The sequence below is a fragment of the Rathayibacter sp. SW19 genome (assembly GCF_030866825.1).
GTDB lineage: Bacteria > Actinomycetota > Actinomycetes > Actinomycetales > Microbacteriaceae > Rathayibacter_A > Rathayibacter_A soli.
Window position 1 is genome coordinate 4428801 of record NZ_CP133020.1, and the last position, 20475, is coordinate 4449275.

Consider the following 20475-nt stretch of genomic DNA (forward strand, 5'->3'; position numbering starts at 1 on the left):
GGCTGCCTTTGCCCAGCCTCCACTGCAAGGCGACCCTTGTGCTACATCAGTGCTACGATAGACGTGTGAAGACCATCAGCCAGCGCGAACTCCGCAACAACTCGGGCGAGATCATGCGCGGACTGGCCCGTGGGGAGTCGTATCGCGTCGCGAGCAGGGGCATACCAGTCGGAATCCTCAGTCCGTCGGAGCATTCCGCACTCGACGAGTTGACGCTACGCGCGCCGAAGGGCGACATGGTTTTCCCTGAAGGCGTGCGCGTATCTGAGCGCACGGACGATGCCCTGGCAGAACTGCGCGCTGAAGGATGATCGTCGCGGTCGACACGTCGGCTTTGGGCAAGTTACTCGTCGAAGAGGATGAGTCGGGCCCCTTTCGCGAGCAACTCGCACAACATGCCGGCGACGGTGACGAATTCACCATCTCGACGATTGCCGTGACTGAGTTGCGCCGACTCGCAATCCGACTCGGAATCGATGCCCTACGCGTTGAGCCGGTCGTTCGGCCGTTCCGGACGATTCGCTTGACTGAGGCCATTTTGCAGCTGGCAGGCCGACTGCCGCAGGCGCATCTCGGCACGCTCGACGCGATCCACATCGCGACGGCCTTGAGCATCGGAGCGGGCGCACTCGTCAGTTACGATTTGCGGCAGTTGGAAGCGGCCGCTCAGGAAGGACTCTTAACGGTCTCGCCGGGAAGCTGACTGCTCTGGCCGGTTGAAAGGAGATAGTCGGGTTGCGAGGCCTGTTGCGCCCAAATGATCCTTGGAACTCGACTATCTCCTTCAATGCGGGCGGGTGCCGCTTGTCGGCGGCCTCCGCTACCGTTGAACCATGCGCGTCGCTACCTGGAACGTCAACTCCATTAGAGCTCGTGTCGGCAGAGTCGTCGACTGGCTCGTCCGTGAAGATGTCGATGTGCTCGGCATGCAAGAGATCAAATGCAAGCCGGAACAATTCCCGCGCGAACCGTTCGAAGAGGCCGGGTACGACCTTGAAATCCACGGGCTGAACCAGTGGAACGGCGTCGCCTTCGCCAGCCGGCGCCCGATGACGGATGTCGAAACTGCGTTCCAGGGCATGCCCGGTTTCGCAAAGGGTCAGGACGGGCCAGACCAACCGCTCGAAGCGCGCGCGCTCGGGGTCACGGTCGACGGCATCCGCCTGTGGAGTCTGTATGTGCCGAACGGGCGCGCGCTCGGCGACCCGCATCTGGACTACAAGCTGGACTGGCTTGCCACGCTCGCAGCCGACGCGCGCGATTGGCTGACCGCGGCCCCAGACCTGCCGCTTGCGTTGATGGGTGATTGGAACGTCGCACCGCTGGATTCAGACATGGGTGACCCGAGCTTTGTGCCGGGCGAATCGACGCATATTTCGCCGCCGGAGCGCAGTGCGTTCAGCGCTTTCGAAAAGCTCGGGCTGACAGATGTCGTGCGCCCACTCGTGCCCGACGGCTACACGTTCTGGGACTACAAGCAGCTGCGCTTTCCTCGCAACGAGGGCATGCGCATCGACTTCATCATGGGATCGCACGCGTTCGCCGAATTGGTGAGCGGAGCATCCATTCATCGCAACGAACGCAAGGGCGACAGCCCGAGCGACCATGTGCCCGTGCTCGTCGACCTGGACACCGATACCGACACCGGTGACGAAGAAGACGACGACCGGCCGATGATCTTCGGCTGAACCTGGCAGCACGAACCGGCGCTCAGGCGACGGTATCCCGCGTGATCGCCGCACCCGTCACTGCCGCCCGCGCGCCGACCTCCTGCCAGCCCGGGCCGGAGGGGAAGGCCCACCGCTCCCGGGATGCCGCCAGCATCTCGGATCCGATGCCGGGCAGCGCCGGTGCTGCGTAACGCCCGTTCACGATGCGTACCGGCTCGGCGAAGTGCTCGTGCAAGTGGTCGACGTATTCGATCATGCGCCCATCCTGACTTCCGGATACGGCCGCATAGTCGAAGAATGAGAAATGTTGCACCACTTCGCACAGCCCGACACCGCCGGCGTGCGGGCAGACGGGAACACCGAACTGGGCGGCGAGCAGCAGGATGGCCACATTCTCGTTGACACCGGCCACCCGGGTGGCGTCCAGCTGCAGAACGTCGATGCCCTGCGCTTGCAACAGCTGCTTGAAGATGATCCGATTGGCGACGGCCTCGCCCGTTGCAACCTTGATCGGTGCGACACCACGGTGGATCTGCGCAAAACCGAGGATGTCATCGGTGCTCGTCGGTTCCTCGATCCAGTACGGGTCGAACTCTGCCAGCCGATTGACCCAGTCGATCGCTTCTGAGACCCCCCAGCGCTGATTGGCGTCGATGCCCAGGGGCAGTGAGCCGACCGCCTGCCGAGCCAGCGCCATCCGCCGCCGGTCGTCATCGATGTCGCCGCCAACCTTGAGTTTGACCATCGAGAAGCCGTCGGCGAGCGCCTGTTTGCTCAATCGCACCAGTTTCTCGTCGCTGTACCCGAGCCAGCCGGGCGAGGTGGTGTAGGCGGGGAAGCCGTCGGCCTTGAGCGAGGCGATCCGCTCGGCCTTGCCGGCCTGGCCGCGCACGAGGATGTCGCGCGCGGCATCCGGGCTGAGTGCGTCCCGAATGTGCGTGAAGTCGACGATGTCGACGAGTTCGTCGACCGGCAGTTCGCTCAGCAATAGCCAGAGCGGCTTGCCGTCGCGGCGGGCGCGGATGTCCCACAGCGCGTTGACGAGAGCACCGCATGCCATCTGCGTGACGCCCTTTTCCGGGCCGAGCCAGCGCAACTGCGAGTCGTGCACCAGTCGCCTGGACGCGCCGCCCATGTCGCTCAGGAGAGCATCGACATCCGCGCCGATGAGCAGCGCCGCGAAGGAATCGATCGCCGCGGTGATGATCTCGTTGCCGCGCCCACCGGTGAAGACGAAGGCGTGACCGACCTCACCGGCATCCGTTCGGATCATGACATAGGCGGTGGAGTAATCGGGGTCGACGTTGACCGCGTCGGAGCCGTCCAGCTCGAGCGAGGTGGGAAAGCGGATGTCTTCGGTGACGATGGACGTTATGCGTGGCACAGTGGCCTCTTTTCTTATTGTTCGTGGGCGTGCGGATGTGTCACTGCTGGGGTGTCACTGCTGCCGTGTCACCGCGCTCGCAGCCGCAGGTTGTGCACACCGCCGTCGACTTCGAGGGCGGACCCGGCAGTGGATGCCGACAGTGGGCTGGCAAGGTAGGCGATCGCACCGGCCACCTCTTCGGGAGAGACCATGCGGCCGGTCGCTTGACGAGCGTCCAGTGCCGCGCGCTCGGCAACGGGGTCGTCGAATTTGGCAAGCATGCGGTCGACGAACGGAGTGCTTACGGTGCCAGGGCTGACACAGTTGACGCGAATCCCCTCTCGAATGTGATCGGTCGCCATCGCGAAGGTGAGCGCAAGCACGGCGCCCTTCGATGCCCCATAGACGGCTCGCTGCGGCAACCCGTTCAGCGCCGCGATGGAACAGACGTTGACGATGGCCGCCGCGGATGAGCGCCTCAGCAGGCGGAGTGCCGCCGCGCTCATGCGCGCCATGCCGACGACGTTGATGTCGAGAACGTGCGCCCATTCATCGTCATCATTCTCTTCGACCGTGCCGATCGCGCTGATGCCGGCGTTGTTGATGAGGATGTCGAGGCCGCCGAAACGTCGTTCGATCTCGGCGATGGCCGCGACGAGCGTGGGCCGGGACGCGACATCGGCTCGGATGCCCACCAGAGGCTCGGGAAGGCCGTCGGGCGCCAGGTCGAGTACGACCACCGTTGCGCCGCGCTCGGCGAGCAACCGAGCCGTAGCCAAGCCGATGCCGGAAGCTCCTCCCGTGACCGCCGCCGTCAGCCCACTGAATTCCGCCATCGCTTTTCTCCCTGTCTGTCTCGCCGTCTGATATCTCGCCACTGCGTCGTTCGCCTGCATCTTGTTCGGCAGCGCGCTGTTCGCCCGCGTGTTAGTCGCCTGCGTGCCTGGTCACGGTCACGCGCCCGCGACGGCCTGTTCGAACGTGTTGCGTGCACGGCCGAGTCCGTCGACCTCGAGCTCGACGACATCGCCGGGCCGCAGATATGGTTGATCGGGCATGCCGAGAGCGACACCCGCAGGCGTTCCGGTGTTGATCAGGTCGCCGGGCCGAAGCACCATGAACTGGCTCAGGTACACGATGATCTGTCGCACGTCGAAGATCATGTCGGCTGTCGTGCCATTCTGACGCAGTTCGCCATTGACCCACAGGCGCAACCCGAGACTCTGCGGATCGGCAATCTCATTTGCGGGAACCAGCACCGGGCCGAGCGGGTTGAACGTTTCACAACTCTTGCCCTTGTCCCACTGGCCCCCGCGTTCGAGCTGGAATTCCCGCTCCGAGACGTCGTGCGAGAGCACATACCCAGCGATGCAGGCATCCACATCTTCCGGCGAAGACAGGTAGCGAGCGGGTGCGCCGATTACGACGCCGAGTTCGACCTCCCAGTCGGTCTTGACCGACCCGACGGGAATGAGCACGGTGTCGTTCGGCCCTGCGATCGTCGACGGATCCTTCATGAAGACCACTGGCTCACTGGGCACGGCCATGCCACTCTCGGCCGCATGATTGGCGTAGTTGACGCCAATGCAGACGATCTTGCCCGGCGACTGAATCGGCGCGCCGATGCGCAACCCGGATGCGCCAGCCAGCTCGGGCAGCGACCCCGCCGAGAGCGCCGCGCGCGCCTTCTCGATTCCGCCGCCGGCCAGAAAGCCACCATCGATGCGCGAAGTCACGGAGCGCAAGTCGTAGCTCGTGCCGTCCACCTGGATGACCGGAATCTCACTGCCGAACTCACCGAGGCGTGCGAATGCCATGTACGCTCCTTCCGCTTTCGCGCCGTGAATGCTAACTGCTGATCGTCGGCCGAACTTCGTCGATGGCTTTTCAGCGGGCGGTTGACGCGCGACCGCAAAGCAATCCTATAGATCTGATGAATTATCTGTCAACGCGCGAAAGGATGTCGACAGCCGCCAGCCGGGCCGCGGGGATTCGATAGAAGCGGGCCGCCGTCTCGCCGAGAATGGAATGGCGGTCCGCCGGGTCGAGCGTCGCGAAAAGTTCGTTCAGACCCGCCCATACCTGCTGATACCCTCCTGACCGGAGTGAGATCGGCCAGTCTCCGCCATACATCAGGCGTTCTGCTCCGAAAACCTCCACCGCCCGCTCGAAGAACGGCCGGATGGTTTCGGGCGTCCAGCTGGCGCCGTTCGCGGTTGCGCCGTAGAGGCCCGAGACCTTCGCGTGAACATGCGGCACCTGCGCGGCCTCGGCGATGAGGGTCCACCATGGTTCCCATTCATGCAGGCCGATCGGCGGTTTGGACAGGTGATCGATCACGATTCGCAGCCGCGGATGCCGCTCAGCGACGATCGGCACCAACTCCAGGTGGCGAGGGAGCACGGAGACCAGATCGAATGTCACATCCGCGTCTTCGAGCACTCCCAGCCCTTCATCGACATCCGGGCGTAGCAGCCAATCGGGATCCGGAATGTCGTGAATCAGGTTGCGCACCCCCGCGACAAGCGGGTTTCGGCGCAGCTCCTGCAACCGCGTGGCAGCTTCGGCGGGGCGATCAAGCGGCACATACGCGACGATCGCGACGACTCCGGGGTTGGCTGCGGCAGTTGCCAACATCAGTTCTGTGTCGTCATTGTTGTCTGCCGCCTGCACGAGCACGGTGGCTTGAACGCCTGCGCGGCGCAGCGACGGGCGCAGTTCGTCGAAATCGATCGCCCGGTTGATCGGTGCGAGCTCCGCAGTGAGCCAGTCGTACCGTGCCCGGCCGGGATCCCAGACGTGCTGGTGCGCATCGATGACTGTCACGACATCCGTTCGTAGAATGGTCTGATGAATAGCAAGCCTAGCGACCATGATGGTGATGCCGCAGCGAGCAACGCTCGATCGCAGACCGACGTGGTCGTCGAAGAGATCAAGCGGATGATCACGAACGGCTCGCTCAAGGCAGGCTCCCGGCTCCCGGTCGAGAAAGAGCTCGCCGTGAGCCTCGGTGTCTCCCGCGGGTCGCTACGCGAAGGCGTTCGCGCCCTCTGCATCATGGGTGTGCTCGAGACTCGCCAAGGCGACGGCACCTACGTCACCTCGCTGGAACCGAGCCTTCTGCTGGCTCCGATGAGCTTCATGGTCGACCTGCACTCCCCAGACCATGGCCCATATCTGCAATCCGTGCGGCGCGTGTTGGAGACCGAGGCCGCCGGCCTTGCGGCCCGATTCATCGGTGACGCCGCAATCACCAAACTCGGCGAGCTGCTGACCTCGATCGAACCGATGGTGTTCCGCAGCGAAAACCTCGATCACAACGCGATCATGGAGGTCGATATCGCCTTCCACCGGGTTATTGCGCGTGCCTCGGAGAATCCCGCGCTGGAAGCCCTGATCGAAGCTCTTGCCAGCCGCACGATCCGCACGCGCATGTGGCGTGCGATCAGTGAAACCGGTGCCGTGCAGGCCACACACGCCGAGCACCGTGCGATCCAGCACGCGCTTGCCGCGCACGATCCGGATGCTGCCCGGTTGCGCATGGGCACTCACCTTCTGGCGGTTGAGGAGTTCTCTCACCAGCACGGCGCTCAGACACCCGAAGTGATCAGGCCCTGAGACTCAAGGTCGCGCCACAGCTCATCCGGTACAACAGTCGCGAACCGATCGAGATTGCCGCGCACCTGATCTCGCGTGCGAGCGCCGACGACAACCGATACAACGGCAGGATGCCTGGACACGTAGGCGAGCGCCGCTGACGGCAGGTCGACGCCGTGCCGCTGACACGCATCTGCAATGGCCGTCGCACGCCTGATCAGTTCGGTGGGTGCCGCAGCGTAATTGTAGGTGGAGCGGGCGTTCGGGCGCGCGGTTGCGAGCAGTCCCGAGTTGTAGACCCCTGCGATGACGATCCCGACATGCTCCTGCTCAGCAAGTGGAAGCAGCTCGGCGAGAGCTCCCTGCTCGAGAAGCGTGAAGCGGCCCGCAAGCATGATCACGTCGATGTCGGTGCGCCGAATGAACTCGGCTGGCAACGCGGACTGGTTCATCCCCGCGCCGACGGCACTGATCACGCCTTGCTCGCGCAGTTCGATGAGCGCCGGGATGGCCTCGTTGATGGCCTGCTCGCCGAAATCGTCCGGGTCGTGCAGGTAGGCGATGTCGATGCGGTCCAAGCCGAGTCGGTGCAGACTCTCCTCGATCGAGCGCCGGACGCCATCGGCGCTGAAGTCCCACCTGCGCCGATGCGTGGCTGGCACATCGAACATGTCGTCGTCGCGTTCGTTCTCACCACCAGGATTCGGCTCGAGCAGTCGACCGACTTTCGTGGAAAGCACGAACTGCTCGCGGGGCTTCTGCAGCAACAGCGCGCCGATACGTCGCTCAGACAGGCCAAGGCCGTAGTGCGGCGCCGTGTCGAAGTAGCGGATGCCGCCCTCCCAGGCAGCGTCGAACGCTCCGGCCGCTTCCTCTTCGGTGGTCTTGCGATACAGGTTGCCGAACTGGGCGACACCGAGCCCGAGCGCAGACAGTCGAAGTCCGTTCCTCAGCATGTTTTTACGCATTCATTCCCTCCTCACTGGTTGCGGTGACGCGTCCCGGCGATCGCCGGGCGCGGGCGAACGCAAGCTACGGCGGGCTGCTCGATGCTCGTCTCACATCGTGGCCGGTCTCACACTGGCCGGTCTCACGATGGGATACCCCACTGCGCATTGCCCAGGTGCCCGTCGCAAGCATAGGCTCGCCCTATGCCACACGTCGACGTGCCGGGCGCACGACTGTACTACGAGACAGACGGGCATGCGTCCGCCCCCGCCCTGTTGTTGTTGCACGCCAGCATCGCAAACCTGCGGATGTGGGACCCGTTGATCTCGACCCTCGCCGTCGATCACTACGTCGTTCGTTACGACGCACGCGGTTTCGGCCAGAGCGCAACGGAAAACTTGCCGTACCGCGACCGTGAGGATGCTCGGCACGTCCTTGACCACCTGGGTGTTGAGCAGGCCGTCGTGGTCGGAGCTTCGCGCGGCGGTCGGATCGGCATCGACCTTGCGGTTGAGACACCGGAGCGCGTGGCCGGGTTGGTGACGATCGGCGCCGGGCCGAGCGGCTTTCCCGACCTGGAACTCACCGACGAAGAGGATGCGTTCGTCGACCGCCTCGACGCCGCGTTCCAGGCGCAAGACTGGCCGGCACTCAACAGACTCGACGTCGAACTCTGGTGCCTCGGCGTGAACCGTCAGGCGGATGTCCTCGATCCCGACTTCGTGCGGACGGCGTACGAGTTGAACCGGCCCAACCTCGCGCATTGCACCGAGGCGCCGATCGCGGAGCCACTCGAACCGCCGGCCTACGATCGCGTGGTCGATATTCAGGTGCCCGCACTCGTCACAGTTGGTGAGTTCGACCTCTCGGAAGCGTTGACCAAGCAGGCGTACCTGCTCAACACCATTCCGGATGCCGCCGGCTACATTTTCAGCGACACCGCCCACATTCCGAGCGTGGAGAACCCATCGGAGTTCCTCGAAGTGCTGACCGCGTGGCTTGAGCGCAACGGCCTGTAGTCGGCCGCTGCTGTCAGCGGCCGACGTTTCGCCCTGTGAAGGCATCCATGGTGTTATAGATACCCATTCGTTCGGCCACCACATCCCAGGCCCGCGTGGGCAGCACGCCTTTCAGCAGCTTCGCGATCGCGACGGAACCAGGCAGCATCAGCATCGGCTTGCCCGCGAGCATCGCTCGCCAGACCCGCTCGACGACATACTCCGGCGTCATCACCGGTGCGAGCAACGGGCCGCGTGCCCCGTCGAACATGCCGGTCGCTACGAACGTCGGAGCCACGGTGGTCACCTTCACATTGCCGTGATCCTGCTGTTCGAGCTCGATCCGCAGCGACTCGCTCCAGCCGATCAACGCCCACTTGGAGGCGGCGTAAACACTCATCCGCGGGTTCGCGACAAGGCCGGCCGCAGAGGCGACGTTGACGATCCGGGCCGCGCGATAAGGGTTGTCGATCATGCCGGGCAGGAACTCGCGCGTGATGTACATCGGTGCCAGCGCATTGATCTGCATCGTCGCGCGGGTGTCGTCGCCGCTGTCGTGCTCCCAGAACAACGCGCTGCGCACGATTCCGGCGTTGTTGATCAGCACATCGGGGTTGCCGGCGATCTTGCGCACCTTCTGCGCGGTCTGCGCGATTGCGCCGAGCTCGGCGATGTCCACCGTGAAAGCGTGCACGGAGGTGCCGGGCGATGCGAGCGCAGCGAGCTCATCCGCCGCCTCGCCGAGTGCTTTGCCGTTCTTGTCCCAGAGCACGACCGCACGAGCGCCTTCGAGCACTGCACGCTGCGCATACAGACGCCCCATGCCGCTGGCTGCTCCTGTGATCAAGACGCGGGCTCCGCGCACGGTTCTGCTCATCCCTCCATCATCCCAGGATCGCCGGATGCCGCGACCTCTCGCCGTGCGCAGCGCGCGCCCGCCATGCGCCGCGCGCGCCCGCCATGCGCCACTTCCGGCATCCTGCGCCACTTCAACTGGCGCACACCACACAAACCGGCGCACGGCCCCGCACCGCGCCCGCTCCACTTCACGCGGCGCATCCACGTCACCGGCGCGCGCGATACCCCGCCCGCACCGCGGCATCCAGATGCTCGGTGGCGTACGACAGCATCGTGCGCGGCATCTGTGCCGCATGCGCGTCGAGAAAGCCGATGAGCAGGGTCGGATCGACGCGTTTGCCCACTTCGCGGAGCATCCAGCCGACTGCTTTGTGCATGAGATCTTCGCGATCGTTCAGCAGCAGCTCAGCCAATTCGAGCGTTGTGGATGCGTCGCCCCGCTTGATGAAGGCGAATGTTGATAGCACGGCTACGCGCCGCCACCACAGGTTCTCGCTTTCGGCCAGCTCGATCAGGATGGTGTGCGGCCGGTCGACCAGGTATTCGCCGAGGATGAATTCGGCGGAGGCGTCGACGAGATCCCAGTTGTTCACCCGCCCGCGCCGCACCGCGGCGAGGTAGTACGCGGCGATGCGTTCGCGCTGACCCTCGTCACGCCGCCGCGTCGCACTCGCCCGCGCGAATTGCGTGTTCAGCGTGACCAACCCAGCCAGCCGGTGCTCGTGAACCGGGCTGTCGATCAACACGTCGATTTCTTCGAGCGGCAGGTCGGCGAACTGCTTGACCACGGCACGCGTTTTCGGCACGCGCACGCCGATGAACACGTCACCCTCGCCGTACTGACCGGGGCCGGTCTTGAAGAAGCGTTGCAGGAAGACAGCGTCATCGGCGTCTGCGACGGCCGCGAGCGCCGCCATCACATCCTCTGCAGTTGCCACGCTGCGAGCCTATTGCCTTCACGCCTTCGGCGGTGCGCTCCAGCGCCGTGACCCGTCACGTTTGGCGCAGATTCGGCGCCTCTCGCGACCAAACGTGACGGGTCGCGGGCTACGATGGCGGGCGCACCTGCACACGGCCACACCACCGCACGGCCGCACGGAACTGCGTGGCGGCCACTCCGCGCGCAACGGATCACCGCAATGGGCAAGAAAACGCCCCGATCCGGCCGATACGCTTAAAGAAGCGCGGTTCCAGCGCTATACGTCCGCGCCCGCGGCCGGATCAACGACGGGAGGTTCGCCATGTCTCAATTCGTCTCACAGTTCACTGGATCACAGTTCAGTGCAGACACCATTGTCGGAGAGCCCGAGGTTGTCGAAGACCGCCGCCCTTCAACGAGCTCAGGGACCGAAACAAGCTCAGCGACCGGAACGAACTCAGCGACCGCAGATGTCGCCACGCATCCGGCCTGGCTGGCCCTGAAGAACGCGGCGATCGCGCTGCAGGCCGACCAGGTGAAGGACGGGTCGATTCCGGATGCGACGCGGCACGCGGATGCGCGAGCATCCGTCGCCACGATCGTCGCGTCGATCGCCGAGTTGGCTCCGCTCTTTCCGCACGACGCCGCCTACTTGGACGCCGTGCGCACAGACTTCGCGCGCTGGGTCGACAGTGACTTCGCCGAGCCGGACTTTCTCGACGCGTTGAACGCGTTCCAGCCGCAGCAGCACCGTGTGGACGGCCTGCGCCACCTGGTGGTATTCCCCATGTACACGCAGAACGGGTCGACCAACCGGCACGTGGAAGCCGTGTTGATCGAGGTGATCTGGCCCGAGTTCATCGCGGCGCTGGAGGCAGGCGACTACGGCAACAAGCTGTTTATGCCGATCCGCTTCCTCGACTTCACGCCCGGCTACGACACCAACTCGGCCGTATTGTTCCCGGAGACCGTCGCGATGCGCGAGATCCCGTCGTTCACGTGGGGTGCGATCTTCCAGGATCGCGAAGCCGCACGCTATCGCAGGGTCGTGCGCGCGGCATCCGAGATCACCAAACTCGAATTGCCGGAAGGCGCAGCCCGGCTACTGGACGACCAGGCGCTGACGGAGGAGACCTTCGTCATGTGGGATCTCATCCACGACCGCACGCACATGCGCGGCGACCTGCCGTTCGACCCGTTCATGATCAAGCAGCGGATGCCGTTCTTCCTGTACTCGCTCGAAGAACTGCGTTGCGATCTCACCGCGTTTCGCGAGTCGGTGAAGCTGGAGAGAACGCTGAGCGCGCTTCCCGCGGACGAGGTCACGCCGTCGGGTAAGGACATCCTCGAACACGCGAAGCTCGTGCAGTACACGATCTTGTTCGATCGGATCTTCCGCTTCCCGCTCACAGGCAGCCGCATGCGCAACTATGACGGCCTCGGCGGCCAGTTGCTGTTCGCCTGGCTGCACCAGCACAACGTGCTGCACTGGACAGACACGCGGCTGGCCATCGACTGGGACGAGGTCGCCGATGTCGTCGTCGCCCTGAGCGATGCGATCAACGACTTGTACTGGCGTTCGATCGACCGGCCGAAGACCGCGCACTGGCTCGCCGCGTACGAGCTGGTGTCGAGTGTGCTCACGCCGAACCCGGCATCGCTCTGGTCGCGGGGGCTACCGGACGAGATTCTTGCCGGGCCACCGAAGGGTTACACCGATGCCGTGCTGGACGACGAGTTCCCGCTCTCGATGTTCTACGAGGCACTCGGCAAGAAGATGCGCACCGTGATCGAGTCGACCGCGGGCATTACCGCGCATGGTTGACACCGGGGTCGCCGGACGCACCGTGCTCATCGCGGGCGCGTCCGGCGCGTCCGGCATCGCGATCGCGCGCGCTCTCGCAGCGGCCGGCGCGCGGGTGCTCGCGGTCGGCCGCGGTCAAGAGCATCTCGACGCACTCGCCGAGCAGGTTCCGGATGCCGACACGCGCGTCTGCGACCTGACCGACCCTTCCGCCGTGGCCGAGCTCGCAATGCGCATCCACGTCAAGTTCGGAAGCATCGACGGTCTCGTCAACCTGGTCGGCGGATGGCGCGGTGGCGGCGGTCTGGCCGGCCAGAGCGACGAAGACTGGCGCTTTCTGGAAGGCTCACTGACGTCGCTGCGCAACATCAGCCGCACCTTTTACGATGACCTGGTCGCCTCGACGGCGGGTCGACTGGCGATCGTCTCATCGACGGCAGTTGAGCATCCGACCGCCGGCGGTGCCAACTATGTCGCACTCAAGGCGGCTGCAGAGGCCTGGACCCTGGCGGTGGCGCAAGGCTTCGCCAAGGCGGCGAGCGCGGAATCCAGCGCCGCAGCGACGATCTTCCGTGTGAAGTCGTTGGCCGGCCTCGAAGAGTCGCTCGCGGCATCCGTCGTCGGCCTGTGGTCGCAAGGGGCGGCATCTATCAACGGCCGCACGATCACCATTCCGGTGGTCGAGTAGCGCGCCGGTGGTCGAGTAACGAGCGCCAGCGAGTGTATCGAGACCCAAAAGCGTCGTTACCGGTCTCGATACGCTCGTTCCTCGCTACTCGACCACCATCTACTCGACGACCATCATTTCCTCGCTACTCGACCACCATCTACTCGACCACCATCTTTTCCTCGCTGCGGGTCTCGATAGGGCCGCGAGCGCTACTCGACCGACGGGTCCGGCGCGATCAGTACCAGTTCATCGATTGGGAGTGCGACCAGGCCGAGCACGGGGTGCCATAGCCACGCGCGATGTAGTCGAGGCCCCACTTGATCTGGGTGGTGGCGTTGCTTGCCCAGTCGGCACCGGCTGTTGCCATCTTGGAACCGGGCAGCGCCTGCGGGATGCCCGCGGCCCCGCTCGATCCGTTCGATGCGGTGTAGGACCAGCCGGATTCCTTCTGCCACAGATTGCTGAGGCACTGGAACTGGTCGTCCCCCCAACCGTATGTGCTCGCGGCGAGGCTCCGCGCGGTGGTACGGGCACCGTCCGGCGTGTTCGCTGCCGCAAGCGCCGCCGCTGCCTGAGCGGCAGCGACGCGATCCGCCTCGGCTGCGGCCGCAGACGTCGTTTGGATGACCGTCTTCACAGCATCCGTTCGACGAAGCACCGTGCGCTGCGAAAGAGAGTCGTAGTCGCTCAGCGCCGCAATGGCATTGGTGAGCGCGGTGACATCGGTCTTCGCTTTGGCTTGTTCGGCGACCGTTTTGCCCTGTGCGAGCGCTGTCGCTGCAGCATCATCGATACGCTGCTGCACCTGGTCTGCATAAACCTTCAGCTGCTCGTGGTGCAAGCCGGTCGACTCGCTCAGTTGCGTCGTGGCTTTCACCTGTGCGGCTTCGTGTTCGGCTTGCTGGGCGCTCTGCTGGATCGCGACGGGCAGCAGAAGCGATCCGGTCATGACGATTCCGACGAACGTGCCGATGATGTCGCTTCGGTTGCCGAACAACCGGCTGGAAAATTCGCGGGTGGGGGTCAGGATGGAACGTAAGGTCACTAGGGTCCAATGTGTGCGGTTGCCCTGCGCATCGCCATCCGAAGGTGGTGCACGGATGGAGCAGGCTCGCGTTCGGGCGCGACCTGTGCAGGCTGGCTCCCTCGCCGACGCTGGCACAGGCAGGCTCACGGCACGCACACGAGTGCGCTCGATGAGTCGGCCTCTGCCGACACGAACAGAACCGGGGCCGCCGGGCGGTCTCGATGATCGAGGGCTTGCTGACAGTCGGTGTCGGATGCCGCCCCACAGGTGGGGTGCGCGGGCCGACGCGTGCATTCGCACGATGACAGACCCGCCATCCATGGCAAGGTTCGCCACGCTACCGGCGGTTTCTGGACGAAAGGTGCACAAAACCTGCGCTGAACCTGTGAGTGGTGTGGCTCAGCCCAGGTGTCGAAGTTTGGGCCAGAGGTTGCTCCAACTCAGCTTTGGCCCGTTGCAGACGGCGATCGGCTGGCCCTGTTCTTCGTTGTCTACACCCACGCCGTTGTCGAGGTGGCCCCGCACCGCACACGTGCTGAAGAACGGTTTCACCGAGTCGTATTGACCGCCGACGACCACGACTGTCGTCGTCGTCTGCGGGGGCGGCCCGAGGTCCCAGAGCGCGTTGTGGCCGCTGTAAACCGGCGGTTGGCCGCGGCTTCCATATCGCTCCAGGGCACCGGCTTCGCCGTAGTTGCTTGCGAGCACGACCACGTCGCCTTGCGCGACCGAGGCTGCAACAGCATCCACCTGGTGCACGTACCGCGGCCATCCCACCTGATCGCGCTGCGTTTGATTGATAGCGGGGATCGGGGTCGCACCGACCAGCGTTACGGGTATCAGCGGTAGTGAGATCACCGACACGACGATCACGTTGAGTGCAACCGCTGTCACCACGGCGGCAGCTCGCACCCGTGATCGCCGGGCGAACTCCGCGACAGGAACACAGCCGATGGCGAAGACGACCGACTCCAGGCCGAACGGGTAGTAGAACTGACTCCCCGCAACAAAGACCAGCAGCACAAGCACTGGAAACGCGACCCCGATGAAACGGATGGCGCGCCACCCCGGCCGCCGAAACACAGCCACAAGGCCGGCGATCCAGAACGGTACCAGGGTCGGACCCAGCAGGAGTGCAAGGTAAGGCAGGAGGAGCACACGCACGTTTCCACCGTTGTCCGACGCCAGAGCTGCACCCACAGACAGTTGCGGCCATCCGTTGACGGCCTGATAGATCAGATTCGGCGAGCCGATCACCAGCATCACCCCGACTGCGCCATAGAGCCACGGCGACCGAAACAATGAACGCGGCCCGACGGCGACGATGCCGACGAGCAGCGCGACCAGCAGGAAGGCGATCAGGAGTTTGTTGTACATGCTGATGCCGGCGATCGCGCCCGCGACCAACCACCACACGGGCTTTCCGCGCAGTTGCGCACGGATGATCGCCAGCATGACCGCCGGCCACACCATCAAATCGAAGCTCGCGGTAAGCAACACGTGGCCGCCGACCAGGGTCAGCGCGCCGAACGCGTAGCCCCACGCGGCAAGCGCCTGCGCTCCGGCACCTCCGCCGACCTCGCGAGCGATGAGGGCGACAATCACCGTTGACACGAGCGCGAAGATCAGTGCCGGAATCCGCAACGCCGACACCTGGTCGGCGAGGGTCGACATCAAATTCGCGATAAACGGCGTCAGCGGAGGCTGGTCCGTGTAGCCCCACTGCAGGGGCAGCATCCGAAAGTACAGCTCGTCGCGGTGATAGCCGTACTGCCCGATCGTGAACGCCAACGCTCCGCCCACGGTGACCAGCGCGGCACCGACGGGCAGCCATGCGACCCGTGGCAGTCCGACACTTCGGGCGTTCAGCTTCATCCTCACTCCTCCGGTTGGAGCAATGGCACGATACTCCTGGAAAGCCCTCTTTCGGGAGAATTAAATGCAGAGGACCGGCGAGGCGATCCAGCGCGTATTGTGCAGCCGTCGCTGTTTCGTGTCGCCTTTTGCGGTGCTGGCGGCGGTGCCGGTGCTCAGGTCCGTGCCGGTACCTAGGGCGCGTCGCTCGTTATAGACACGGCTCCGCGGCCCGGAACGTTCACATTCTGCGCAACCTCGCGCCCAGGCACCGTCAGGAAGCGCGGCTCTCGAGCCAATCGGCGAAGCGGATGGTGCCGCGGGCATCCGGATGTTCGTTGGTCAGCGCCCCTTCGCGCAGCGCGCGCCCCAGCTTGCCCGGCACGTGAATCGGCACGGAGACAGCGCGCGAATGCGTCGCCAGACGCCACAGCTGGGCGAGTTCCCGCGCATCGTTGAGCTGCGGGCCGGCGATCTGCACGCGGGCCCGCAATGGACCGCCTGTTGCCGTGTCTGCGATGAATGCTGCGGCTTCGCTCACGTCGACGGACTGCACCAGCGCACGCACTTTCGGCAGCACCCCGACGCGCGCCGAGCTGGTGAACATGGTGTCGATCAGGTTATGGAATTGGGTCGCCCGCACAATGGTCCACGGCACCGGGCCGGCCTCGACAACCTGCTCTTGACGCACTTTGATCTTGTAGTAACTCATCGGGGCCCTGTCGCAGCCGACGATTGAGATCGCGACATGGTGGCCGACGCCGGCGGATTGCTCGGCAGCGAGGAGTCGCCCGGACCCATCGACGAGGGTCGACGTCGCGCCGTTGCTGGCGTCGACGACCGTGTCGCATCCGCTGAGCGCTTCAGCGAGACCTCCGCCGGAGCGCAGATCCACTGGATAGTCTGGCGATTTGCGGCTCAGCACTCGCACATCGGCCCCACGCGAACGCAGGCCTGCGACAACCTGCCGCCCGAGCGTGCCTGTACCACCGACCACTGCCACCGTCATAGTCCTCCTCGATTCCGTCCTCTCTATCGTCCCGCGTTTGCGTACCAGCGCGCCGGTAATGCCCCATCGATTGAAGGAGATAGTCCGGTTCGAAGGAGTCTTTTGCGCAAAGCCTCCTGCGAAGGCGACTATCTCCTTCACAGTGAGGTTCACAGTGAGGTTCACAGTGAAGTTCACAGTGAGGCATTGCTCCAGCACCGCGGCTTAACAGCAATGCGAGACCACTGGAGTTCTCGATGCGTAAGTAGTAGCTTACGTATTGTGTCCACAGCGACAATTGTCGATCCTTGGTATGCGTTGGCCGATCCGACTCGGCGACGTGTATTCAACCGCGTGGCCACCGGGCCGTGTTCAGTGACGGAGATCGCAGGGGAGCTTCCGGTGACTCGCCCGGCGGTGTCCCAGCACCTCCGGGTGCTTCTCGACGCGGGCTTGGTCGACGTGCGCCGACGGGGCAGGGAGCGCATCTATCGCCCCCGGCCAGACGGTCTGCATCAGCTGCGCCAAGAATTGGATTCCTACTGGGCACTGACCCTCACGATGTTCAAGACGGTGGTCGAAGAGACCGTGGCCGAAAAGACCGTGGCCGAGGAGACCGTGATCGAAGAGACCGTGATCGAAGAGAGGAGTTGAAGATGGACGACGTCACAGCGCACCATCGCTATGCCGAGGCCGTGCGCGCGGCCGTAACCGGCGGCGGTGGCGTGACAGACGTGTCATTGCGGGCCGCCGTGCTGGCACGAGCCGGCGAAGGAACCACGATCGCCCAGCCATACGACGCGCTGGTCCAGCAGATCAGTGAGGCTGCGTACCGCGTCACCGACGCACAGGTGGCCGACGTCCGTGCCGTCACAGGCAGCGACAAGAGCGCATTCGAGATCATCATGTCGGCGTGCATCGGGGCGGGGCTCTCCCGCTGGGATGCAGCGACCCGAGCCATCGAGGAGGTGGACGATGCGACTCCGTGAGGTCGAACGCGGCGACACTGTTCGCGCACGCACACAGATTCGGTTGATCTCGACGGCATCGGGCATGCGCCTGCCCGATGCTGCCCGGGTCGCCTTTTACCACAAGGAGTTTGTCGGCTCTGCCCTCGGCGCCTGGACGCAGGCGGTGATGCGCGGCCCCAGCGACTGGAGCGTGGGAGAACGCGAGTTGATGGCCGCGATGGTCGCCCGCTGGAACTCGTGTGAGTTCTGCATCGGCGCGCACCGAGCCATCGCCATCCGAGGCATGACCCAGGAAGTTGTCGACGCGTGTCTCGCCGACCCACTCACGGCGCCGATACCTGAGCGGCTGCGCGCGACGCTGACCTTCCTGGAGAAAATGACCAAATACCCGCGCGAACTGAACACTGCCGATGCCGAGGACGCGCTGCGCGCAGGTACCTCCCGCGCGCAACTCATGGATGCCGCTGCCGTCGCCGCCCTGTTCAACATCACGACCCGGTACGCCGATTCCCTGAAATTTGCCATCCCGACCGCCGCCGAGTTTGACAAGTCTGCTGAGATGATGCTCAAGCGCGGATACGCCTGACATCCAATTCCAGGTCGACGCGCCGCAGTTCGCGAGTTCGGAATGACCGCCGCGCTCGTCAGGCGGTCGACTCCGCCCCGTCCCGCAGATGGGCCTGCGCCGGATGCGCATCCGATGCATTCGCCCTACGGTTGATGCTAACAAAGAGGAGGCAGTGTGCTCGAACTCCATGACATCAATCGATCGTTCTCGGGTCGTCAGGTGCTCAAAGACATCAATTTCGATGTATTACCCGGGCGATTGACCGGATTTGTCGGCGCGAACGGGGCCGGCAAGACCACCAGCATGCGGATCATCCTCGGTGTGCTGTCGTCCGACAGCGGCACGGTGACTCTGAATGGCACCGTCATCGGTGCAGCGGACCGTCGCCGATTCGGCTATATGCCGGAGGAGCGCGGGCTGTATCCGAAGATGAAGACCGGCGAACAGCTCGTCTATCTGGCCCGCCTGCATGGGCTCACGGCCACCACGGCCAAGCACAACACGAGCACACTGCTGGAGCGGCTGGGGCTCGGTGAGCGGGCGAACGACCCGGTTGAGAAGCTGTCACTCGGCAACCAGCAACGTGCGCAGATCGCTGCCGCACTCGTGCACGACCCAGAAGTGCTCGTGCTCGACGAACCGTTCTCCGGACTCGACCCGATCGCTGTGGAAACCGTTCAGACGGTGCTGAAGGAGTATGCCGCTCGCGGAGTGCCCGTGCTGTTCTCCTCCCACCAGCTCGACATTGTCGAGCGGCTCTGCGACGACCTCGTGATCATCGCCGACGGAGCTATCCGCGCGGCGGGCTCCCGCGAGAAGCTTCGAGCCGAGCACTCCGAGCCACGCTTCGAGGTGCAACTCGCCGGCGACGCCGGCTGGCTCCGTGACCAGCCGGACATCACCGTGCTCGACTTCGACGGCGGCTACGCGCTCTTCGACGCGACCCCGGATGCCGCCCAGCGCGTTCTCCAGCAAGCCGTCGGCCGCGGGTCGGTCACGAGCTTCGCACCGCACAGCCCATCGCTCGCCCAGATCTTTCGGGAGGTCATCAAATGAGCACCACCTCGACAACCGCAGCGGAACAGCCGGGCGGCGGGCCGGCATCCGGTGGTCGCCGCTTCGGCGGGGGAGACTCCGGCGAGCAAAACGCCGGCGTCGGTGCACCGCGCGGTGCAGTCTGGCTGGTCGCACAACGCGAAATCATGTCCCGGCTGCGCAGCAAGGTGTTCCTGATCTCGACGGGCATTCTGCTGCTGGCGGTGCTCCTGTCCATTCTGATCGGCGGGCTGATTGGCGGCATCGATCAGTCGAGCAAGGTGGCGGTCGTGGGGAGCGCGACAACGGTCGTCGAGCATGTTCAGGGGCTGAAAGCCATGCCGGCCGACAGCGTCGCGACCGCCGAGAAGATGGTGCGCGACGGGTCCGTCGATGCCGCGATCGTGCCAGACGCGACGAATAAGGTCACCGGTGTCAAGATCATCGCACTGGATTCGCCCCCGGCGGCCGTGATTCAGTCGCTCAGTGTCGCTCCGTCGGTGACGCTGCTGAAGACATCCGCGCAGAATCCGCTGCTCGTGTACTTCGTCGCGCTCGCGTTCGGGCTCGTCTTCTTCATGTCGGCCATGACGTTCGGCCAGACGATCGCCCAGAGCGTGGTCGAAGAGAAGCAGACACGAGTGGTCGAGGTGTTGCTTTCGACGATCAGCGCCCGCACGCTGATGGCGGGCAAAGTGCTGGGCAACAGCATCCTGGCGTTCGCGCAGATCGCGATCATCGCGCTGCTCGCAAGCCTGGGGCTCTTGGTAACAGGGCAGCATTCACTCCTGGCCAGCGTCGGGCCGAGTGTGATCTGGTTCGTCGTGTTCTTCGTCGTCGGCTTCGTGATGATCGCGGCACTGTATTCCGGCACAGCTGCACTCGTGTCTCGGCAGGAGGATGTCGGCAGCGCCACCGCGCCCGTCATGATGATCATCCTGCTGCCCTACATCCTGGTCTTGGTGTTCAACAACAACCCGACGGTGCTCGCGGTGATGTCGTACGTTCCGTTCTCCGCCCCGGTCGGGATGCCGATGCGCCTGTTCTTGGGGACCGCCCAGTGGTGGGAGCCGCTGCTATCGCTGCTGATTCTGCTGGCAACGACCTGGCTGGCGATCCTCGTCGGTTCGCGCATCTACGAGAACTCGCTGCTGCGCACAGGGGCGAAGATCTCGATCAAGGAGGCGCTGAAGGGCTGACGC

General features: G+C 64.7%; 22 protein-coding genes. 12 read left to right on the plus strand and 10 right to left on the minus strand.

The genetic code is table 11. The features are described from left to right. Nucleotides 1–65: 65 nt before the first annotated feature. From QU604_RS20575 to QU604_RS20585, 3 genes are all read left to right on the plus strand, one after another. Nucleotides 66–311, plus strand: coding sequence for a type II toxin-antitoxin system Phd/YefM family antitoxin (locus QU604_RS20575; protein WP_308466464.1), 246 nt, complete (start codon nucleotides 66–68; stop codon nucleotides 309–311). Continuing rightward, entirely contained in the window at nucleotides 308–703 is a 396-nt protein-coding gene (locus tag QU604_RS20580) for a type II toxin-antitoxin system VapC family toxin (RefSeq protein WP_308466465.1), read from the plus strand. The genes QU604_RS20575 and QU604_RS20580 overlap by 4 nt, the downstream gene beginning before the upstream one ends. Nucleotides 704–833: 130 nt before the next feature. Further along, on the plus strand, nucleotides 834–1688 hold the full coding sequence (locus tag QU604_RS20585; RefSeq protein ID WP_308466466.1) for an exodeoxyribonuclease III: 855 nt from the start codon (nucleotides 834–836) through the stop codon (nucleotides 1686–1688). 22 nt (nucleotides 1689–1710) lie between these two features. Here the strand turns inward: QU604_RS20585 and QU604_RS20590 are convergent, their stop codons facing one another. The 4 genes from QU604_RS20590 to QU604_RS20605 form a co-directional block, all read right to left on the minus strand. Beyond that, entirely contained in the window at nucleotides 1711–3054 is a 1344-nt protein-coding gene (locus QU604_RS20590) for an enolase C-terminal domain-like protein (protein WP_308466467.1), read from the minus strand. 68 nt (nucleotides 3055–3122) lie between these two features. Further along, nucleotides 3123–3872, minus strand: coding sequence for an SDR family NAD(P)-dependent oxidoreductase (locus QU604_RS20595; protein WP_308466468.1), 750 nt, complete (start codon nucleotides 3870–3872; stop codon nucleotides 3123–3125). Between the two features lie 117 nt (nucleotides 3873–3989). Further along, nucleotides 3990–4853: a fumarylacetoacetate hydrolase family protein gene (locus tag QU604_RS20600; RefSeq protein WP_308466469.1), complete on the minus strand. Its 864-nt coding sequence runs from the start codon at nucleotides 4851–4853 to the stop codon at nucleotides 3990–3992. A gap of 121 nt (nucleotides 4854–4974) precedes the next feature. Continuing rightward, nucleotides 4975–5862 carry an amidohydrolase family protein gene (locus QU604_RS20605; protein ID WP_308466470.1) on the minus strand — a complete coding sequence of 296 codons (888 nt, stop codon included), beginning with the start codon at nucleotides 5860–5862 and terminating at the stop codon, nucleotides 4975–4977. A gap of 24 nt (nucleotides 5863–5886) precedes the next feature. On the opposite strand from QU604_RS20605, the gene QU604_RS20610 reads away from it, so the two are divergent. Further along, entirely contained in the window at nucleotides 5887–6654 is a 768-nt protein-coding gene (locus QU604_RS20610; protein WP_308466471.1) for a FadR/GntR family transcriptional regulator, read from the plus strand. Here QU604_RS20610 and QU604_RS20615 read toward each other — a convergent pair. Then, complete coding sequence (locus QU604_RS20615; protein WP_308466472.1) at nucleotides 6627–7601, minus strand: aldo/keto reductase; 975 nt, start codon at nucleotides 7599–7601, stop codon at nucleotides 6627–6629. The two genes, QU604_RS20610 and QU604_RS20615, sit on opposite strands and share 28 nt — an antisense overlap. 183 nt (nucleotides 7602–7784) lie before the next feature. Here QU604_RS20615 and QU604_RS20620 point away from each other — a divergent pair, with 183 nt between their 5' ends. Beyond that, on the plus strand, nucleotides 7785–8600 hold the full coding sequence (locus tag QU604_RS20620; protein WP_308466473.1) for an alpha/beta fold hydrolase: 816 nt from the start codon (nucleotides 7785–7787) through the stop codon (nucleotides 8598–8600). A gap of 13 nt (nucleotides 8601–8613) precedes the next feature. Here the strand turns inward: QU604_RS20620 and QU604_RS20625 are convergent, their stop codons facing one another. Together QU604_RS20625 and QU604_RS20630 are read right to left on the minus strand one after the other, a co-directional pair. Continuing rightward, a complete protein-coding gene (locus tag QU604_RS20625; protein ID WP_308466474.1) occupies nucleotides 8614–9456 on the minus strand; it encodes an SDR family oxidoreductase in 843 nt (280 codons plus the stop codon). A 187-nt stretch (nucleotides 9457–9643) separates the two neighbouring features. After that, complete coding sequence (locus tag QU604_RS20630) at nucleotides 9644–10375, minus strand: DNA alkylation repair protein (RefSeq protein ID WP_308466475.1); 732 nt, start codon at nucleotides 10373–10375, stop codon at nucleotides 9644–9646. A 303-nt stretch (nucleotides 10376–10678) separates the two neighbouring features. On the opposite strand from QU604_RS20630, the gene QU604_RS20635 reads away from it, so the two are divergent. Together QU604_RS20635 and QU604_RS20640 are read left to right on the plus strand one after the other, a co-directional pair. Continuing rightward, on the plus strand, nucleotides 10679–12181 hold the full coding sequence (locus QU604_RS20635; RefSeq protein WP_308466476.1) for a DUF6421 family protein: 1503 nt from the start codon (nucleotides 10679–10681) through the stop codon (nucleotides 12179–12181). Then, nucleotides 12174–12848 carry an SDR family NAD(P)-dependent oxidoreductase gene (locus QU604_RS20640; RefSeq protein ID WP_308466477.1) on the plus strand — a complete coding sequence of 225 codons (675 nt, stop codon included), beginning with the start codon at nucleotides 12174–12176 and terminating at the stop codon, nucleotides 12846–12848. Before QU604_RS20635 ends, QU604_RS20640 begins: the two co-directional genes overlap by 8 nt. 217 nt (nucleotides 12849–13065) lie before the next feature. Here the strand turns inward: QU604_RS20640 and QU604_RS20645 are convergent, their stop codons facing one another. The 3 genes from QU604_RS20645 to QU604_RS20655 form a co-directional block, all read right to left on the minus strand. Then, complete coding sequence (locus QU604_RS20645) at nucleotides 13066–13875, minus strand: aggregation-promoting factor C-terminal-like domain-containing protein (protein WP_308466478.1); 810 nt, start codon at nucleotides 13873–13875, stop codon at nucleotides 13066–13068. Between the two features lie 381 nt (nucleotides 13876–14256). After that, nucleotides 14257–15732, minus strand: coding sequence for a glycosyltransferase family 39 protein (locus tag QU604_RS20650; RefSeq protein WP_308466479.1), 1476 nt, complete (start codon nucleotides 15730–15732; stop codon nucleotides 14257–14259). Nucleotides 15733–15985: 253 nt separating this feature from the next. Continuing rightward, on the minus strand, nucleotides 15986–16720 hold the full coding sequence (locus QU604_RS20655) for an SDR family oxidoreductase (protein WP_308466480.1): 735 nt from the start codon (nucleotides 16718–16720) through the stop codon (nucleotides 15986–15988). 261 nt (nucleotides 16721–16981) lie between these two features. Between QU604_RS20655 and QU604_RS20660 the strand changes: the two genes are divergently transcribed. The 5 genes from QU604_RS20660 to QU604_RS20680 all read left to right on the plus strand — a co-directional run bounded on the left by QU604_RS20660 (nucleotide 16982) and on the right by QU604_RS20680 (nucleotide 20472). Continuing rightward, on the plus strand, nucleotides 16982–17353 hold the full coding sequence (locus tag QU604_RS20660) for an ArsR/SmtB family transcription factor (protein WP_308466481.1): 372 nt from the start codon (nucleotides 16982–16984) through the stop codon (nucleotides 17351–17353). Nucleotides 17354–17355: 2 nt separating this feature from the next. Further along, nucleotides 17356–17688 carry a hypothetical protein gene (locus tag QU604_RS20665; protein ID WP_308466482.1) on the plus strand — a complete coding sequence of 111 codons (333 nt, stop codon included), beginning with the start codon at nucleotides 17356–17358 and terminating at the stop codon, nucleotides 17686–17688. A gap of 43 nt (nucleotides 17689–17731) precedes the next feature. Further along, complete coding sequence (locus QU604_RS20670; RefSeq protein ID WP_308466483.1) at nucleotides 17732–18256, plus strand: carboxymuconolactone decarboxylase family protein; 525 nt, start codon at nucleotides 17732–17734, stop codon at nucleotides 18254–18256. Between the two features lie 156 nt (nucleotides 18257–18412). Beyond that, a complete protein-coding gene (locus tag QU604_RS20675; RefSeq protein ID WP_308466484.1) occupies nucleotides 18413–19294 on the plus strand; it encodes an ABC transporter ATP-binding protein in 882 nt (293 codons plus the stop codon). Continuing rightward, on the plus strand, nucleotides 19291–20472 hold the full coding sequence (locus tag QU604_RS20680; RefSeq protein WP_308466485.1) for an ABC transporter permease: 1182 nt from the start codon (nucleotides 19291–19293) through the stop codon (nucleotides 20470–20472). The genes QU604_RS20675 and QU604_RS20680 overlap by 4 nt, the downstream gene beginning before the upstream one ends. Nucleotides 20473–20475: the final 3 nt, after the last annotated feature.

Bases quoted from the DNA above. Each gene is read 5' to 3' on its own strand.
- QU604_RS20665 (WP_308466482.1), top strand. From the start codon at position 17,356: ATGGACGACGTCACAGCGCACCATCGCTATGCCGAGGCCGTGCGCGCG.
- QU604_RS20615 (WP_308466472.1), bottom strand. From the start codon at position 7,601: ATGCGTAAAAACATGCTGAGGAACGGACTTCGACTGTCTGCGCTCGGG.
- QU604_RS20640 (WP_308466477.1), top strand. From the start codon at position 12,174: ATGGTTGACACCGGGGTCGCCGGACGCACCGTGCTCATCGCGGGCGCG.
- QU604_RS20655 (WP_308466480.1), bottom strand. From the start codon at position 16,720: ATGACGGTGGCAGTGGTCGGTGGTACAGGCACGCTCGGGCGGCAGGTT.
- QU604_RS20650 (WP_308466479.1), bottom strand. From the start codon at position 15,732: ATGAAGCTGAACGCCCGAAGTGTCGGACTGCCACGGGTCGCATGGCTG.
- QU604_RS20580 (WP_308466465.1), top strand. From the start codon at position 308: ATGATCGTCGCGGTCGACACGTCGGCTTTGGGCAAGTTACTCGTCGAA.
- QU604_RS20635 (WP_308466476.1), top strand. From the start codon at position 10,679: ATGTCTCAATTCGTCTCACAGTTCACTGGATCACAGTTCAGTGCAGAC.
- QU604_RS20680 (WP_308466485.1), top strand. From the start codon at position 19,291: ATGAGCACCACCTCGACAACCGCAGCGGAACAGCCGGGCGGCGGGCCG.
- QU604_RS20595 (WP_308466468.1), bottom strand. From the start codon at position 3,872: ATGGCGGAATTCAGTGGGCTGACGGCGGCGGTCACGGGAGGAGCTTCC.
- QU604_RS20600 (WP_308466469.1), bottom strand. From the start codon at position 4,853: ATGGCATTCGCACGCCTCGGTGAGTTCGGCAGTGAGATTCCGGTCATC.
- QU604_RS20585 (WP_308466466.1), top strand. From the start codon at position 834: ATGCGCGTCGCTACCTGGAACGTCAACTCCATTAGAGCTCGTGTCGGC.
- QU604_RS20620 (WP_308466473.1), top strand. From the start codon at position 7,785: ATGCCACACGTCGACGTGCCGGGCGCACGACTGTACTACGAGACAGAC.
- QU604_RS20610 (WP_308466471.1), top strand. From the start codon at position 5,887: ATGAATAGCAAGCCTAGCGACCATGATGGTGATGCCGCAGCGAGCAAC.
- QU604_RS20625 (WP_308466474.1), bottom strand. From the start codon at position 9,456: ATGAGCAGAACCGTGCGCGGAGCCCGCGTCTTGATCACAGGAGCAGCC.